At 69.3% G+C, this 15,845-nt stretch carries 17 protein-coding genes; 12 read left to right on the plus strand and 5 right to left on the minus strand.

From position 1 onward, the window contains the following. Nucleotides 1-217 precede the first annotated feature (217 nt). The 7 genes from ACRDPN_RS06370 to ACRDPN_RS06400 are packed head-to-tail and all read left to right on the plus strand — an operon-like array spanning nt 218 to nt 5,527. Entirely contained in the window at nt 218-2,272 is a 2,055-nt protein-coding gene (locus tag ACRDPN_RS06370; RefSeq protein WP_431446551.1) for an AAA family ATPase, read from the plus strand. Next, nucleotides 2,269-2,844 (plus strand): GTP cyclohydrolase I FolE, encoded by a 576-nt coding sequence (gene folE / locus ACRDPN_RS06375; protein WP_431446536.1) that lies wholly within the window; start codon nt 2,269-2,271, stop codon nt 2,842-2,844. Before ACRDPN_RS06370 ends, folE begins: the two co-directional genes overlap by 4 nt. Before the next feature lie 35 nt (nt 2,845-2,879). Beyond that, nucleotides 2,880-3,677: a dihydropteroate synthase gene (gene folP / locus ACRDPN_RS06380; RefSeq protein ID WP_431446537.1), complete on the plus strand. Its 798-nt coding sequence runs from the start codon at nt 2,880-2,882 to the stop codon at nt 3,675-3,677. After that, nucleotides 3,674-4,111, plus strand: coding sequence for a nuclear transport factor 2 family protein (locus ACRDPN_RS06385; protein ID WP_431446538.1), 438 nt, complete (start codon nt 3,674-3,676; stop codon nt 4,109-4,111). Before folP ends, ACRDPN_RS06385 begins: the two co-directional genes overlap by 4 nt. Next, a complete protein-coding gene (gene folB, locus ACRDPN_RS06390) occupies nt 4,108-4,485 on the plus strand; it encodes a dihydroneopterin aldolase (protein ID WP_431446539.1) in 378 nt (125 codons plus the stop codon). Before ACRDPN_RS06385 ends, folB begins: the two co-directional genes overlap by 4 nt. Beyond that, nucleotides 4,482-5,045 (plus strand): 2-amino-4-hydroxy-6-hydroxymethyldihydropteridine diphosphokinase, encoded by a 564-nt coding sequence (gene folK, locus ACRDPN_RS06395; RefSeq protein ID WP_431446540.1) that lies wholly within the window; start codon nt 4,482-4,484, stop codon nt 5,043-5,045. The genes folB and folK overlap by 4 nt, the downstream gene beginning before the upstream one ends. Then, entirely contained in the window at nt 5,042-5,527 is a 486-nt protein-coding gene (locus ACRDPN_RS06400; protein ID WP_431446541.1) for a DUF3180 domain-containing protein, read from the plus strand. Before folK ends, ACRDPN_RS06400 begins: the two co-directional genes overlap by 4 nt. Here the strand turns inward: ACRDPN_RS06400 and ACRDPN_RS06405 are convergent. The 3 genes from ACRDPN_RS06405 to ACRDPN_RS06415 all read right to left on the minus strand — a co-directional run bounded on the left by ACRDPN_RS06405 (nt 5,524) and on the right by ACRDPN_RS06415 (nt 9,404). Next, the gene (locus ACRDPN_RS06405; RefSeq protein ID WP_431446542.1) at nt 5,524-7,197 is read right to left on the minus strand and encodes a DUF885 domain-containing protein; all 1,674 of its coding nucleotides are present in this window, start codon (nt 7,195-7,197) and stop codon (nt 5,524-5,526) included. The two genes, ACRDPN_RS06400 and ACRDPN_RS06405, sit on opposite strands and share 4 nt — an antisense overlap. Before the next feature lie 129 nt (nt 7,198-7,326). After that, nucleotides 7,327-8,478 carry an NADH-quinone oxidoreductase subunit D gene (locus ACRDPN_RS06410; RefSeq protein ID WP_431446543.1) on the minus strand — a complete coding sequence of 384 codons (1,152 nt, stop codon included), beginning with the start codon at nt 8,476-8,478 and terminating at the stop codon, nt 7,327-7,329. A 5-nt stretch (nt 8,479-8,483) separates the two neighbouring features. Then, the gene (locus ACRDPN_RS06415) at nt 8,484-9,404 is read right to left on the minus strand and encodes an SAM-dependent methyltransferase (RefSeq protein WP_431446544.1); all 921 of its coding nucleotides are present in this window, start codon (nt 9,402-9,404) and stop codon (nt 8,484-8,486) included. A 132-nt stretch (nt 9,405-9,536) separates the two neighbouring features. Here ACRDPN_RS06415 and ACRDPN_RS06420 point away from each other — a divergent pair, with 132 nt between their 5' ends. From ACRDPN_RS06420 to ACRDPN_RS06435, 4 genes are read left to right on the plus strand one after another with little or no spacing between them, the layout of a single operon-like run. Then, complete coding sequence (locus ACRDPN_RS06420; RefSeq protein ID WP_431446545.1) at nt 9,537-10,442, plus strand: Rossmann-like and DUF2520 domain-containing protein; 906 nt, start codon at nt 9,537-9,539, stop codon at nt 10,440-10,442. After that, entirely contained in the window at nt 10,439-11,275 is an 837-nt protein-coding gene (panC, locus tag ACRDPN_RS06425) for a pantoate--beta-alanine ligase (protein ID WP_431446546.1), read from the plus strand. Before ACRDPN_RS06420 ends, panC begins: the two co-directional genes overlap by 4 nt. Nucleotides 11,276-11,277: 2 nt before the next feature. Continuing rightward, a complete protein-coding gene (panD, locus tag ACRDPN_RS06430; protein ID WP_431446552.1) occupies nt 11,278-11,709 on the plus strand; it encodes an aspartate 1-decarboxylase in 432 nt (143 codons plus the stop codon). A gap of 3 nt (nt 11,710-11,712) precedes the next feature. Continuing rightward, nucleotides 11,713-12,492, plus strand: a complete 780-nt coding sequence (locus tag ACRDPN_RS06435) for a type III pantothenate kinase (protein WP_431446547.1) — start codon at nt 11,713-11,715, stop codon at nt 12,490-12,492. 6 nt (nt 12,493-12,498) lie between these two features. On the opposite strand, the gene ACRDPN_RS06440 is transcribed toward ACRDPN_RS06435, so the two are convergent. Next, nucleotides 12,499-13,719: a hypothetical protein gene (locus tag ACRDPN_RS06440; protein WP_431446548.1), complete on the minus strand. Its 1,221-nt coding sequence runs from the start codon at nt 13,717-13,719 to the stop codon at nt 12,499-12,501. A 2-nt stretch (nt 13,720-13,721) separates the two neighbouring features. Further along, nucleotides 13,722-14,969, minus strand: a complete 1,248-nt coding sequence (locus tag ACRDPN_RS06445; protein ID WP_431446549.1) for a hypothetical protein — start codon at nt 14,967-14,969, stop codon at nt 13,722-13,724. A 167-nt stretch (nt 14,970-15,136) separates the two neighbouring features. On the opposite strand from ACRDPN_RS06445, the gene ACRDPN_RS06450 reads away from it, so the two are divergent. Then, the coding region (locus tag ACRDPN_RS06450; protein ID WP_431446550.1) for an amino acid--tRNA ligase-related protein at nt 15,137-15,845 on the plus strand (709 nt) is incomplete at its 3' end.

Consider the following 15,845-nt stretch of genomic DNA (forward strand, 5'->3'; position numbering starts at 1 on the left):
GCGTGGGTTCGTGCCCGGCGAGGGGACGAAGCACGAGATCAGAGCGCATCGCTTCGATGGATCGACCACCCCGTTGGTCCTGCCCGTTCAGGAGATCGACGCGGAGCGCGAGATCGCCTACGCCAAGGCACTGGATCTCGCGCCGACCACCTCTCAGAAGAAGATCGCGGAGCAGGTTGGCGTCTGCCAGGGGACCGTGGGGAACTGGATCAACGGCGTGCACAAGCCGCGCGGCTTGTCGAGTGCTGCGACGACCACCCTGCCGCCCGACGTCGTCGTCACGCCCGCATTGATGAAGCTGCTCGGCTACTACACGGCGGAGGGCCGGTGCAACGGGAGCCTCGAGTTCTGCTTCGGGTCCCACGAGCACGATCTCATCTCCGATTGCACAGCCTTGATGCGCGAGTTGTTCGGGATCGAGCCGGCGATCCGCCACACGAAGCAGAACACGACCAGGCTGCTCTATTACTCCGCAGTCCTGGGGCGGTTCTTCGAACGACACTGCGCCACCGGCAGCCACAACAAGCACGTCCCCGAGTTCCTGTGGGATCTGCCTCGCCCCTACTTCCTCGCCTACCTGGAGGGTTACTTCAAGGGCGACGGATACCGGTCCTCGGAGGGAAAACTCGTCATGTGCTCGGCTAGCCATCAGCTCATCAAGGAGCTGGCCTGGTTGTGCTCCATGCACGGGATCAAGACCGGCGTGGGCCACGGGCGCCAGCAGGGCGGGCGCATCATCAAAGAGGGCAAGAAGGCGCTTCCCGACGGCGATCACTGGAAGCTCACGATCGGCAAGATCAGCGACCCGTTCGCGGCCGACCCCGGTGATCACCGGCACAAGATGCCGGTGATCACCCGCATCGAGCGCAAGCCATACAACGGCTACGTCTACGACCTCTGTGGCTGCGACAACGAGGCTTTCTTCGGCGGCGAGAAGCCCGTCCTGCTCCACAACAGCCGCGTACGCGATCTCTTCGAGCAGGCGAAGGCGAACTCTCCCTCGATCGTGTTCATGGACGAGATCGACGCGGTCGGCCGTCACCGCGGCGCGGGGCTCGGCGGGGGCCACGACGAGCGCGAGCAGACCCTCAACCAGCTGCTCGTCGAGATGGACGGTTTCGACGTCCGCGGCGGCGTCATCCTCATCGCGGCAACGAACCGGCCTGACGTGCTCGACCCGGCGCTGCTGCGTCCGGGCCGCTTCGACCGGCAGATCGGTGTCGAGGCGCCCGACCTGCAGGGCCGCACCCAGATCCTGCGCGTGCACGCTCGCGGCAAGCCGATCGCGGCGGGCGTCGACCTGCAGGCCGTCGGCCGCCGGACACCGGGCTTCAGCGGCGCCGACCTCGCCAACGTGCTCAACGAGGCCGCGCTGCTCACCGCACGCACCAACCAGAAGACCATCACCGACGCCTCGCTCGACGAGGCCATAGACCGCGTCATGGCCGGCCCGCAGAAGCGCACGCGCCTGATGAACGACAAGGAACGCGCAATCACCGCCTATCACGAGGGCGGGCACGCCCTGGTCGCCGCCGCGCTGCCGCAGAGCGACCCGGTCCACAAGATCACGATCCTGCCCCGCGGCCGCGCACTCGGCTACACGATGGTGCTGCCCGACGAGGACAAGTACTCGCAGACACGGGCCGAGCTGCTCGACAAGCTGGCCTACATGATGGGCGGCCGTGCCGCCGAGGAGCTCGTCTTCCACAACCCGACCACCGGCGCGGGCAACGACATCGAGAAGGCCACCACGCTGGCCCGGGCCATGGTCACCCAGTACGGCATGACCGAGCGCCTCGGTGCGGTCCGACTGGGCGAGAACGAGAGTCAGCCCTTCCTCGGGCGCGACATCGGGCATGCCCGCAACTACTCCGAGGCCGTCGCCGCCATCGTCGACGAGGAGATCAACAAGCTCATCTCGCAGGCCCACCAGGAGGCCTTCGACATCCTCTCCGACAACCGCGACGTGCTCGACGCCCTCGTCGAGGAGCTCCTCGAGAAGGAGACACTCGACAAGGCCGAGGTCGCGGAGATCTTCGAGCCGCTGCGCCGTCGCCAGATCCGTCCGGCCTGGACCGGCTCGGACACCCGCGTCCCGTCCACGGTTCCGCCGGTCGAGAGCTCGACGAACGGCCGCCCCGAGGTCGGGATCGTGATCGGCCCCGACTCCGGTCCGGACGCACCGCCGCCCGGCGCCCCCGACGACGACATCGCGGGCGAGACTCTTGCACCACCACCGCCACCGGAGTCCCCTTCCCCAGGCGCACCGTGAGCGTCGACCTCCCACGGGCCGAAGCAGCGGTCCGCGAGCTGCTGATCGCGATCGGCGAGGACCCTGACCGCGAAGGGCTGCGTCAAACCCCGCGCCGTGTCGCCAAGTCGTACGTCGAGCTGCTGGCCGGAATGGATCAGGACCCCCGCGAGGTCCTCACCGCGTCGTTCGAAGTCGGCCACGAGGAGCTCGTGCTGGTCAAGGACATCGAGGTCTGGTCGTTGTGCGAGCACCACCTGGTGCCGTTCGTCGGGTTCGCCCACGTGGGCTACATCCCTCGTGAGGGCGGGCACGTCACCGGGCTGTCCAAGATCGCCCGCCTCGTCGATATCTACGCCCGGCGCCCGCAGGTGCAGGAGCGGCTCACCACCGAGATCGCCGACTCGCTCACCGAGGTCCTCGAGCCGCGCGGCGTGATCGTCGTGATCGTGGCCGAGCACCTGTGCATGTCGATGCGTGGGGTGCGCAAGGGCGGCGCCAAGACGATCACCAGTGCGGTGCGCGGCCAGCTGCGCGACCCCGCCACCCGTGCCGAGGCGATGGGCCTCATCACCGCCAGGGGTCACGAGTGACCTCAGGTCTACTCGGACCTGGACGCTGCCGCGTCATGGGAGTGGTCAACGTCACGCCCGACTCGTTCTCCGACGGCGGCAAGTGGCTGGATGCCGACACGGCCGTCCGTCACGGGCTCGACCTCGTCGCCGAGGGCGCCGACCTCATCGACGTCGGTGGTGAGTCCACCCGGCCCGGCGCGCTGCGCATCGACGCCGAGGAGGAGCTGCGTCGCGTCATCCCTGTCGTCACAGGCCTGGTGACCGAGGGTGTCACGGTGTCGGTCGACACCATGCGCGCCGACGTCGCCGAACGCGCGCTCGATGCCGGCGCCACCCTCATCAACGACGTCTCGGGCGGACGGGCGGACGAGCGCATGACCCACGTGGCCGCGAGCTCGGGCGCACCCATCGTCCTGATGCACTGGCGCGGGCACGCCGATTCCATGCAGAAGCTCACCCAGTACGACGACGTCGTCGCGGATGTCGCACGCGAGCTGAGTGCGCAGGTCGAGGCTGCGCTGTCGGCCGGGGTGCGGCGCGAGCAGGTTGTCATCGACCCCGGGCTCGGATTCTCCAAGACCGGCGACCAGAACTGGACGGTGCTGGCCCACCTGGATGCGTTCATCGCCCTCGGCTACCCCGTGCTCGTCGCGGCCAGTCGCAAGCGGTTCCTCGGCGAGCTCCTACCCGACGCGGCTGACGCCTTGCGTCCCACCCACCAGCGCGAAGCTGCCACGGCCGCGATCTCGGCGATCTGTGCGCTCGCCGGCGCGTGGTGCGTCCGGGTGCACGAGGCGGCTGCCACGGCCGACGCCGTCCGGGTGGTCGCGCGGCTGGGGGAGGAGTCGTGAAGGACGTGCTCAGCACACACCGAGCCTTCTACGACGCGGTCGAGACCGGCGACCTCGACCTGATGACCTCGCTCTGGGTCGACGACGTCGACACGTCGTGCATCCACCCTGGCGCCGAGCAGCTGAAGGGCACCGACGCGGTGCTGCGCTCGTGGACGGTCCTGATGGCGAACGTCGGCTACATCCAGTTCTTCCTCACCGACATCGCCGTGACCACGATGCCGCCGGGCTCCGACAACCCCGACACCGCGGTGGTCACGTGCACCGAGAACATCCTGTCCGGAGAGGGCATGGCCTCGGTCGAGTCGTTCGCCGGTGGCAAGGCCCTGTGCACCAGCATCCTGGTGCGCGACCGCAGCGGCTCGGGCGGCTGGCGCTTCTGGTCGCGCCACGCCTCGCCGGTTCTCGACATCGAAGTGACGGAGGAGCCATGAGCATTCCCGAGGGCCTCGATCGCATCGATCTGCGCGGGATCACCGCGGTCGGACGTCACGGAGTGTTCGACCACGAACGCCGTGATGGGCAGACGTTCATCGCCGATGTCAGTCTGGGGCTCGACCTCGAACCCGCGGCATCGAGCGACGACCTGACCGCCACAGTCGACTACGGCCAGCTGGCTCAGGACCTCCACGACGTCATCGTCGGAGAGCCCGTGGACCTCATTGAGTCGGTCGCCCTACGTATGGTGAACTTGTGCTTGGCACGCCCCCATGTGCGATGGGCTAGCGTGACGGTGCACAAGCCCGAAGCGCCCATCACGGTGACGTTCACTGACGTCAGCGTCACGATAGAGCGGAGCAAGCAGTGACCGAGTCGCCCACTCCATACGTGTTGGACGCCGACACCATGACCGGCGGCATGCGCCCGATCCGGCAGGCGGTGCTGGCGCTCGGCTCGAACCTCGGCGAACGGCTCAACCGGCTCCAGAGTGCAGTCGCCGCGCTCGAGGACACCCCGGAGGTCACCATCGTCGCGATCTCCTCGGTCTACGAGACGGACCCGGTCGAAGCCCCCGCCGACTCGGGCAAGTTCCTCAACGCCATCGTGCTCATCGACACCACGCTCACGGTCCACACCCTGCTCGACCGCGCGCTGGCCATCGAGGACGCCTTCGGCCGCGAGCGATCCGAAAAGGGCGCCCCGCGCACGCTCGACGTCGATCTCCTCGTCGTCGGCCAGCGCGTCTGCGACGACGATCAGCTGAAGCTGCCCCACCCACGAGCGCACGAGCGTGGCTTCGTGCTCGTTCCGTGGCTGGAGATCGATCCTGAGGGTGAGATCCCCGGTCAGGGATTCGTCGCCGACCTCATCGGCGACGTCGACACCTCCGGAGTCAGCAAGCGCGAGGACCTCGAGATCATTTTGTGAGACCCGAGCTCCGGCGCACGTCCGCCTTCCTCGTCGTGGCGATGGTCACGACCGGTCTGGTGCTCGGTCTCCTGGTGCGTCCGGTCTCGGTGCGTCTCGACGCCAGTCCGCCACGTGTGGGCTGGGGGGCGGCCACCACCTTGTTCGTCGTCGCCCTCATCGTGGGTGCGCTGGCCTGGAGCACGTGGCAGAGCCTGCACAAGAAGAAGCAGCGGATGACCTCCGACCACGGCGTCAAGATGCTCGCGCTCTCACGCTCGTGTGTCATCGTCGGTGCGTTGTTCGCCGGCGGCTACGCCGGTTTCGCCATCACCTTCCTCGGCGACCTCGACACCCCCCTGGGCGAGGAGCGTGCGCTGAACGGGGCCGCCGCCGCCGCTGCGGGGCTACTACTCGTCATTGCCGCCCTGCTGCTCGAACGCGCCTGCCGCCTGCCCGAGGACCACGACGACGAGACCGCCCCCGACGCCACGCCAGCCTAGGAGAGCAGCGCTGCGCGGAGCGTGCCGAGTCCGACGCTGCCGAGGGCAAGGGCGCGGCGGTGAAACTCCTTCACATCCCACGCGCCGCCGGCCGCTGCATGCGCGTCGTCGCGCACCTGCTCCCACAGCCGTTGACCGACCTTGTAGGACGGTGCCTGACCTGGCCAGCCGAGATAACGGTTCGCTTCGAACCGGAGCAGCGGCTCGTTGAGGTTCGCGTGCCGGGCCATGAACCCGAACGCCATGTCGCCCGTCCAGCGGTCCGAGCCGTCGGGCAGCCGCTTCTCGAGGTGGACGCCGATGTCGAGCACGACGCGGGCCGCCCGCATGCGCTGACCGTCGAGCATGCCGAGTCGGTCGGCGGGATCGTCGAGGTAGCCGAGGTCGGCCATCAGGCGCTCGGCGTACAGTGCCCAACCCTCGCCGTGGCCCGAGTTCCAGTTGGCGCTCCGGCGCCAGGCGTTGAGGTCGGCTCGGTTCCACACAGCCAGACCGCACTGGAGGTGGTGGCCCGGTACGCCCTCGTGGAAGACGGTCGTCAGCTCGCGCCAGGGAGAGAACTCGGTGATGCCCTCCGGGACGCTCCACCACATCCGGCCGGAGCGCGCGAAGTCCTCGCTCGGCGGTGTGTAGTAGATGCCGCCCTCCTGGGTGGGTGCGATGAGGCACTCCAGCCGACGCATCGGTTCCGGGATGTGGAAGTGGCTGCGGCCGAGCTCGTCGACGACGCGGTCGCTCGTCCGCTGCATCCAGGCCTGCAGGTCGTCGGTGCCGTGCAGACGCCGCGAAGGGTCGCCGTCGAGGTGCGCGACGGCGTCGTCGACGGTGCCCCCGGGCACGATCTCGCGGGCGATCGACTCCTGCTCTGCCACCATCCGGCCGAGCTCGTCGAGGCCCCACTCGTAGGTCTCGTCGAGGTCGACCGCCGTGCCGACGAATCCGCGCGAGGCCAGGGCGTAGACGTCCGGTCCCACGGCGTCCTTCTCGCGGGCGTGCGGCGCCAGCTCCTCGCGAAGGAACCGCACCAGCTCGTCGTACGACTGCGCGGCTCCGACGGCTCCGGCTTCGAGGTCTGCCACGAGTGATGCCGGCAGCTCCGAGGCCGTGCCGCGCTGCACCAGCGTGGCGAAGAATCCGTCGGCGTCAGCGTGACGCGACGCCTGGTCGGCGACCTCCTGCACCTGACGCACGGCCGGTGTGTCGCCCGCGTCGATACCGGCCTGCAGCGACGCGAGATAGCCGTCGACAGCGGCCGGCAGGTTGCGCAGCCGAAGAGCGATGCCGCTCCAGTCGTCGACGGTGTCGGTGGGCATGAGATCGAAGACTGCACGGAGGTTCTGGACGGGCGACTCGATGACGTTCAGGTCGGTGCGCCAGAAGCCGGCATCGTGCTGCTCGATCTCGAGCCCGAGAACGCGCTGGAGCTCCAGCTTCGTGACCCCGTCGACCGGGTCGGCCGGGGTGGCGGCGTCGACGCGGGCCAGCATCGCGCGGGTGGCATCGGCACGCGCCTGGTGTCCGTCGGGCGACAGGTCGGAGTACTCGCCCTCCCGGCCCGGCCGCCCGAGCTCGACGTGCCACTCCGGCTCGTGCTCGAGCATCGTCTCCAGCCAGGCGTCGCTGAGCTCGTCGAGGGCGGACGGGGTGCGGGTCACGGGCTCGGCGGTCATGCTCTCGACCTTAGGCAGCGACCACCGAGTGGCGCAGATCGGGCCGCAAGTGGCGCGGAGTGGCGATTCCAAGACGGCGTGTCGCGCCATTCTGCGCCACTCGCGGGTGGGATTGCGCCGCTCGGGGCGCTACTTGTCGATGTCGCCGACGACGAAGAACATCGAGCCGAGCACCGCGACGAGGTCGGCCACCACGCAGCCGCCGACGATCTCGGGCAGCACCGCGACGTTGTTGAACGACGCCGTGCGCAGCTTGAGCCGCCAGGGCGTCTTCTCGCCACGCGAGACGAGGTAGTAGCCGTTGAGCCCGAGCGGATTCTCGGTCCAGACGTAGGTCGAGCCCTCCGGGGCCTTGAGGATCTTGGGCAGCCGGACGTTCACCGGTCCGGGCTCGAGCTCGGCGATCCGGGCGAGGCAGGCGTCGGCCAAATCGAGCGACACCTTGGCCTGCTCGAGCAGCACCGAGAATCGGGCGTAGCAGTCACCGTCGGTGCGGGTCGGGACGCGGAGCGTGTCGGCGAGCTCACCGTAGGCCAGGTACGGCTCGTCGCGACGCAGGTCAATGTCGACGCCGGACGCCCGGGAGATCGGCCCGGATACGCCGTAGGCGTGCACGAGCTCGGGCGAGAGGAAGCCGACCCCCTTGGTGCGCGCGGCGAAGATCTCGTTGCCGAGCACGAGATCCTCGATCTCGGCCAGCCGCGTCCGCACCGCGGTGACCGCGGCCGTCGCCCGACCCGGCCAGCCGGCCGGGATGTCCTCCTTGAGACCGCCGACGCGGTTGAACATGTAGTGCATGCGTCCGCCGGAGATCTCCTCCATGACCTCCTGCAGCGTCTCGCGCTCGCGGAAGGCGTAGAAGATCGGCGTGATCGCGCCCAGCTCGAGCGGATAGGAGCCGAGGAACATCAGGTGGTTGAGCACCCGGTTCAGCTCGGCCAGCAGCGTCCGGATCCACGTCGCGCGTTCGGGCACCTCCATGCCGAGCATGTCCTCGACCGCCATCGCGACACCGAGCTCGGAGCTGAACGCGCTGAGCCAGTCGTGGCGATTCGCGAGCACGATGATCTGGCGGTAGTCGCGCACCTCGAAGAGCTTCTCGACGCCGCGGTGCATGTAGCCGATGATCGGCTCGCAGTGCACGACGCGTTCGCCGTCGAGGGTGAGCCGGAGGCGCAGGACCCCGTGGGTGGCCGGATGCTGGGGCCCGATGTTGAGCACCATGTCGGTGGTGGCGAACCCGGTGCCGACGGCGGCGGTCACCTCGCGCGGCTGAGCCATGAGCCTCAGTCTTCCATGCCAGTTCTCGGCCGGTTGTCGGTCATCAGCCACCAGAAGTCGCCCCAGCCACCCTTGGCCCGCAGCTCGGCGGACTCGGACGCACGGGCGAGCGCGGTCATGTACGCGCTGGGGTCGGCGGTGGCGAGGTCGAGCGGCGGGCGGGTGCCGTCGATCCCCAGCCGGGCGAGCGCGTCGCGCTGACGCTCCAGGGTGGCGCCGACCCGCGCCGCTGCTGCATCGACGGCGACGTGCGCGGTGACGTCGCGGCTGCCGTCGGGCACGACGTCGACCTCCTGACCGCCTGCGAACGACGCGAGGCTGCCGAATGGTGGACGCGCGTCGGCCATGTGGCCGTAGTCGACCGCCAGCGCAACGCCGTGCACCCGGCCGACCGCGTCCGCCCACGCGTCGTCCCGCGGCTCTCCGATCTCGGCTCGGCTCCCGGGTTCGCCCAGCGGCCACCACCGGTCGAGCCAGGCGGACTCAACCGGCCCTCCGAGGGTCTCGCGACCGGTGTCCGGGTCTACCTCGACGTGGCGCGCGACACCGCCGTCGTCGACCTCGACGACGTCGCACGGGATGTTGTCGAGCCACTCGTGCGCGATCAGGAGCCCCTCGATCGAGGCCGGCAGCTCGTCGGCCCACTCGATGCCGGCGGGAAGGTCGGGTCTGGGCGCCAGCTCCACCCCGGTGAGTCGCAGCGTGGCGTCGATGCCGTGCAGCCGGCCGAGCAGCTCACCACCGCCGGCACCGAGATCGACGACTGCGTCCAGCCCCGCTTCGCGCGCGAGTCGCGCGATGGCCTGCGCAAACACGTCGGACGAGGTCACTGAGGTGCGGAAGTGGTCAGAGGGACGCGAGTGCATGAAGAAACCGCCGGGGCCGTAGAGCGCGTCGTGCCAGGCGTCGCGCCACGGTCTGGGCATGCCGATCAGCGTACGCAGATGTGACGTGTTCCACGCGGCCGTCGGCTGGTGGTGCCGTCATGGGCGCACGTAGACTGGAGGCGTCCAATTGTCTGGTACCCCTCGCGGGACTGGAACGAAAGGCACCAACGCATGACGCGTCTCTCCATCGGCGTCATCGGAGCCGGCAGAGTCGGTTCCGTCCTCGCCGCAAAGTTCCGTGCTGTCGGCCACCCGATCGTGGGTGTGAGCGGCCGCTCGCCCGCTTCGCAGCTGCGCATCCAGACCCTCCTGCCCCCGATCGATGGACACAGTGTCGAGGTGCTCGCGCCCGCCGAGGTCGCCGCACGCGGCGACGTCCTCCTTCTGGCCGTTCCCGACGACGCGCTCATCCGGGTGGCCGAGGAGCTCGCCTCCGTCGTCCGTCCCAGGCAGGTGGTGCTGCACACCAGCGGCCGGCACGGCACCGACGCCCTCGCTGCGCTCGCCCGAGCCGGCGCACGCACCATCGCGTTCCACCCCGCCATGACGTTCACCGGCACCGATGTCGACCTCGATCGCACCTGCGTCTTCGGCCTCACCGCAGCTACGGCCGAGCGCGCCCTCGCCGAGGAACTGGTGGCTGATCTCGGCGGCACCCCGATGTGGGTCGACGAGGCCGACCGCACCCTGTACCACTCTGCGCTGGCGCACGGCGCCAACCACCTCGTCACCCTGGTGGCACAGTCGATGGACCTGCTCCGTCAGGCCGGGTCCACCGATCCCGCCGCCGTGCTGCGCCCGCTGCTGGGCGCTGCGCTCGACAACGTCCTCGACTTCGGTGACGCTGCCCTGACCGGACCTGTGGTTCGCGGCGACGTCACGACCATCCGCGCGCATGCGGACGCCTTGGCCGCCGACTCCGACATCAGCGATACGTACCTCGCCCTCGCGCGGGCCACCACGCGACGGGCCGAGCTCGACGGCCGCCTGTCGCCGCAGAGCGCGCGCGACATCCGCCAGGTGCTCACTGAGGCCGAGTGGGACGCGCTGGCCGAGTCCGCCGTGGGCGTCTCATGACCGACCTCACGGTGGCGCGCACGCGTGCCGACCTGGCTGTTGCCCGCGGTGACGGGGCGGTGTCGTTCGTCCCCACGATGGGGGCATTGCACGACGGTCATGTCCAGCTGCTCAAGCACGCACGACCGCTCGGAGACACGCTCGTCGCGTCGATCTTCGTCAACCCGACGCAGTTCGGGCCGGGGGAGGACCTCGATGAGTACCCGCGAACCTTCGATGCCGATCTCGAGCGTAGCGACGAGGCGGGCGTCGACGTCGTTTTCGCACCCACCGTCGAGACGATGTACCCGACCGGAACCGACACGACCGTGTTCGTCGACCCAGGACCACTCGGCTCCGTCCTCGAGGGGGCCGTCCGTCCGGGCCATTTCCGGGGCGTACTCACCGTGGTCGCCAAGCTGTTCGGCCTGGTGCGGCCCGACGTCGCCGTCTTTGGCGAGAAGGACTACCAGCAGCTCGTGCTCATCCGGCAGATGACGCAGGCACTGTGCCTCGACGTCGATGTGCAGGGCTGCCCCACGGTACGTGAGGCCGACGGGCTCGCCATGAGCTCGCGCAACGCATACCTCTCACCGGTCGAGCGGGAGCACGCGAGCGTGCTGTACCGCGCGCTCCGTGCGGGTGCCGCCAGCGCGCCCGACGGCCCGGAGGCCGTGCTCGCCGCCGCACACCGCGTCGTCGACGGCGTTCCCGTCGATCTCGACTACCTGACACTCACGAACCCCGACCTGGGCGAACCCGCACCGGGTCAGGAGGCCCGACTGCTGATCGCGGCACGGGTCGGCAAGCCGCGCCTGCTCGACAACGTCGGGCTCACAATGGGGAGTGGATGACCATGATGCGCACGATGATGAAGTCCAAGATCCACCGCGCCACCGTGACGCAGGCCGACCTGCACTACGTCGGATCGGTCACCGTCGACCAGGACCTGCTCGACGCCGCGGACCTGCTGCCCGGCGAGCTCGTCCACATCGTCGACATCGACAACGGCGCCCGCCTCGAGACGTACACGATCGCCGGCGAGCGCGGCTCGGGTGTGATCGGCATCAACGGCGCCGCAGCTCGCCTCGTGCACCCGGGCGACCTCGTCATCCTCATCGCCTACGCACAGATGGAGGATGCCGAGGCCCGCGAGCTCGAGCCGCACGTGGTGTTCGTCGACTCCGAGAACCACATCATCGGCACGGGCACCGACCCGGCGGAGGCGCTCCCCGGATCGGGCCTCATGCGTGGCGACGTCACCCACAATCCGTCCGTGCGGAGCTGAGCCATGTCGCTGCTGACGATGGACATCAGCAACAGCCACACGGCGCTCGGGATCTTCAAGGACGAGGAGCTGACGGCTCATTGGACCGTGCAGTCGGACGTCAGGCGCACCTCTGACGAGTGGTATCTCGTGCTGCAGGGGCTCGTCACCCGCACGACTCTCGCCGAGGTGACGGCAGTGAGCGTGTGCTGCACCGTGCCGGCGATCCTGTTGGAGATCCGGGAGATGATCGACCGGTACTACGCCAAGGCCCCGGTCTCGATCGTCGGGCCGGGCGTCAAGACCGGTGTGCCGATCAACACCGACAACCCGCGTGAGGTCGGTGCCGACCGGATCGTCAACGCCCTCGCCGTCTCCCAAGTGTACGGCGGGCCGGCCATCGTCGTGGACATGAACGGCACCGCCACGATCTTCGACGTGGTCGACGAGAAGGGCGCCTACCTCGGCGGGGCGATCGCTCCGGGGGTCGAGATCTCGCTGGAGGCCCTCGCCCGTCGCGGTGCCCAGCTGCGCAGCGTCGAGCTCGCCAGCCCACGAGGCGTGATCGGCAAGAACACCGTCGAAGCCGTGCAGTCCGGCGTCGTCTACGGATTCGCCGGTCAGGTCGACGGCATCGTGCATCGAATGATCGAGGCGATGGGCGCGGACCCCGACCATGTCTCGGTCGTCGTGACGGGCGACTTTCCCGAAGCCGTCGTCGACCACTGCCAGACCATCACCGCCCGCGACCCGTTCCTCACCCTCACCGGCCTCCGCCTCGTCCACGAGAAGAACCACGACTGAGGGGCGTCAGCGGCGACGGATCCTCCGCAGTAGCTTTCGAGCCCTTAGTCCAAGGAACCAGAAGCCGAGGCTGATGAGCTCACGAGTGGTGAAGCGGCTCGACTCGCGCTTCACCCGCGCCATCCGCAGCGCCTTCTCCTGTTCTTCGCCGTGCCGGTCGATCACGCCGAAGAACGGTCCGCGCCATGCTGCGGCGGAGTACATGCCGGCGAGGGCGTCCGCGGCGAGATCGATCGGGACCATCGTCGGCAGGGCCGCGTCGTCTGCGCGGGCCGGCACCTCCTCGGCCAGGGTCTGGAGGTCGCCGACGACCCGGACGCCTGAGGTCGCGATCGCCTCGGCGTAGCCTGCACCCTTCTCAGATGCGCGCTCCACCGCCCAGGCGGGCAGCCGCAGGCGGTCTTTGCTCCCGTCCTGGAACTCCATCACCCGCCCCAGGGCGCCCTGGCGGACCGTGCGCTGATAAAGCTCCCAGCCGACCCCGTACGGCTTGATGACCCGGTTGAAGGCGCGGAACAGCTCGACCTCCGGCACTGTAAGGCCGCGGTTGCTGGCGAACCCGCCCATCTCCTGCTCGACGAGCGTGCCCTGCGGTACGCCCAGCATGGACTCGAAGCTGTCGAACAGCAGCCTTGGGTGTTCGCGGTCGAGGATGACGACGGTCACCCGGTCCGGTCCGGCCACCTTCGCCCAGCGGCTGACCACGCCGCCCTGGTCGTTGCGGCGGTGATACGTGCTAGTGACGCTATCGTCCGGCGGGTCTCCGAGCACGGCCTCCAACCACTTGTCGAACCTCATGGAGACACCGGTCTTGACGTACTGCTGCCACGCCGACGGCAGGATCGCGCCGAGACTGCGCAGTGTGACGACGACGTGGGTGTGTTCGCCGAGGGTGTCGACGAACCGGGCCGCCATCTCATCGTCGGACTCCGAGGCGAACTCGTGCGTGATGAAGATGCGGCGGCGGGTCTCGGCCTCGATCTCCTCCATGAGGTCGTCCCAGTGCTCCGGCGGTGGCGCTGGCTCGCCGGGTGTGCCCCAGCGGCGCCCCATGAAGCTGAGCACGGCCGTGCGGTGGTTGGTGTCGAACCCGGGGTAGAGGACCCCGTTCTTGCGCAGGGCGTCGCGACTCGCTCGCGCTGCGGCCTGCAGCGACGTGGTGCCCGACTTCGGGATACCGATGTGGAAGAGGCGCGTTCTCGCCGGGAGCTCGAGGTCGTCGGACACGGTCACCTCCTACTAATCATGCGAATCAGCTTCTGCAACTTGGCGCCGATGAAGCCGGTGGCAAACCAGACGACCTCCTTGGTCGTGGATTTCCGGGCCATCCGCTTGACCTTGGCCCGGCGCATCGCCACGGCGCGCTCCTCGCTCTTGTCGACGCTCTTCTCGACGCTCTTGTCGTCGACGACTGGGTCGAAGAAGGCGCCGCGTGACGTGGCAGCCGACAGCATCCCGGCCAAGGCCTCAGCGGCCAGCTCGACCGGGATGTGGTTCGGCGGGGGATCATCGTGTGGGCGCGGTGGCACCTCCTCCGCGAGCTGGGCGAGGTTGCCGACCACCTGCACGCCAGTGGCGGCGATCGCGTCCGCGTAGCCCGCGCCGATCTCGGCGGCACGCTTGACCGCCCACGGCGGCAGCTGCAGCTTTTCCTCCCCGGCATCACGCGACTCCATGATGCGGCGGATGGCGCCGTTGCGGACCATCCGCTGGAAGTCGGGCCACTGGACGTCGTTGGGCCTGATGACCTCGTTCAGCGCCAGGAAGAGCTCGGCTTCGGGGACGCTGAGCCCGCGGTTGGAGGCGAACCCACCGAGTTCCTGCGCCGCGAGGGTGCCGGACGGCAGGTCGAGCAACTGCTCGAAAGTGCCGTACAACAGCTCCGGACGCCTCTTGTCGAGCACGACGACGGTGACGCGATCAGCGCCGGCGGCTTCGGCCCAGCGCTGAACGACGCCGGCCTGGTCGTTGCGGTCGTGGAAGCCCTTGGTGACGTTGCGGTCGGGCGGGTCGGCGATGACCGAGCCGAGCCAGTCGTCGAACGCGATCGGCACGCCGGCCTTCACGTACTGCTGCCAAGCGGACGGCAGGATGGTCCCCGGGCTCCGCAGGGTGACGACGACGTGCGTGCGCTCGCCGATCGCGTCGATGAACCGCTTAGCCGTCTCGGCGTTGGACTCGGAGGCGAACTCGTGGCCGAACAGGACCCGGCGCTCGGTGTCAGCCTCGATCTCCGCCATCACCTCGTCCCAGTACCGTCGCGGCGGGATGCCCGCGGACGTCCAGCCCCATCGCCGCTCCATGAAACCGAGGACGGCGTCGCGCTGGTTGAGCTTCGTGCCCGGGTAGAGCACTCCGTTCGCCCGCAGCGTCTCGCGGCCGGCACTCGCCGCCATCTGCAGCGACGTGGTTCCGGACTTGGGGATGCCGACGTGGAACAGCCGGGCTCGCTCCGGTAGCGGGGCGACGTCTGGCACGAAGGACTCCTTCTCGCGAGGGCAGGGGCATCCCGACTCTACGGCCGACGGCGGTGCGGCCGCGAATCGCGTCTCAGGCTGCATCCTCCTTTGCCTTGCCATCCGAGCGCGGACACCACGCGCCCTGTCGGACCGGAACGAGGAGACACGCCCTAGGCTTGCTGCTCGTGAGCGACGACACCGACGACCTCCCCGAGCAGATGCGGGTGCGTCGCGAGAAGCGCCGGCAGCTCATCGAACGCGGCGAGGAACCGTATCCCGTCACGGTCGCCCGCACCCACACGCTGCGGCAGGTGGTCGAGACGCACGACGCCGAGGCACTCGGGCCGGACGTGCAGACCGCTGAGACCGTCTCGGTCACGGGGCGCGTCATCCACCTGCGCAACACCGGCAAGCTCTGCTTCGTCCGCCTCCGCGAGGGCGACGGCACCGAGCTGCAGGCCATGCTCTCGCTCGATGCGGTCGGTGAGGAGCGGCTGGCCGAGTTCAAGCACGTCGTCGACATCGGCGACCACCTGGCCGTCACCGGCGAGGTCGTCACCAGCCGGCGCGGCGAGCTGTCGGTGATGGCCACCGAGTGGACTCTCGCGGCCAAGACGGTGCGGCCGCTGCCGGTCGAGCACAAGCCGCTGTCCGACGAGGCCCGCAGCCGGATGCGGTACGTCGACCTCATCGTCCGGCCGGAGGCGCGCGAGAACGTCCGGGTCAAGGCCAAGGTGCTGCAGTCGCTGCGGGCCACGCTGGACGCGCAGGAGTACATCGAGGTCGAGACCCCGGTGCTGCAGCACACCAACGGCGGCGCCGCGGCCCGGCCGTTCAGCACCCACGTCAACGCGTTCGACGAGGGCGCCCTGCTGCGCATCGCCATCGAGCTGC

This window comes from Aeromicrobium sp., assembly GCF_050700635.1.
Classification (GTDB): Bacteria; Actinomycetota; Actinomycetes; order Propionibacteriales; family Nocardioidaceae; genus Aeromicrobium.

Coding starts and splice junctions, on each gene's coding strand:
- folP (WP_431446537.1), top strand. CDS start 2,880: ATGGGAGTGGTCAACGTCACGCCCGACTCGTTCTCCGACGGCGGCAAG.
- folB (WP_431446539.1), top strand. CDS start 4,108: ATGAGCATTCCCGAGGGCCTCGATCGCATCGATCTGCGCGGGATCACC.
- ACRDPN_RS06405 (WP_431446542.1), bottom strand. CDS start 7,197: ATGACCGCCGAGCCCGTGACCCGCACCCCGTCCGCCCTCGACGAGCTC.
- ACRDPN_RS06410 (WP_431446543.1), bottom strand. CDS start 8,478: ATGGCTCAGCCGCGCGAGGTGACCGCCGCCGTCGGCACCGGGTTCGCC.
- ACRDPN_RS06415 (WP_431446544.1), bottom strand. CDS start 9,404: ATGCCCAGACCGTGGCGCGACGCCTGGCACGACGCGCTCTACGGCCCC.
- ACRDPN_RS06420 (WP_431446545.1), top strand. CDS start 9,537: ATGACGCGTCTCTCCATCGGCGTCATCGGAGCCGGCAGAGTCGGTTCC.
- panC (WP_431446546.1), top strand. CDS start 10,439: ATGACCGACCTCACGGTGGCGCGCACGCGTGCCGACCTGGCTGTTGCC.
- panD (WP_431446552.1), top strand. CDS start 11,278: ATGATGCGCACGATGATGAAGTCCAAGATCCACCGCGCCACCGTGACG.
- ACRDPN_RS06435 (WP_431446547.1), top strand. CDS start 11,713: ATGTCGCTGCTGACGATGGACATCAGCAACAGCCACACGGCGCTCGGG.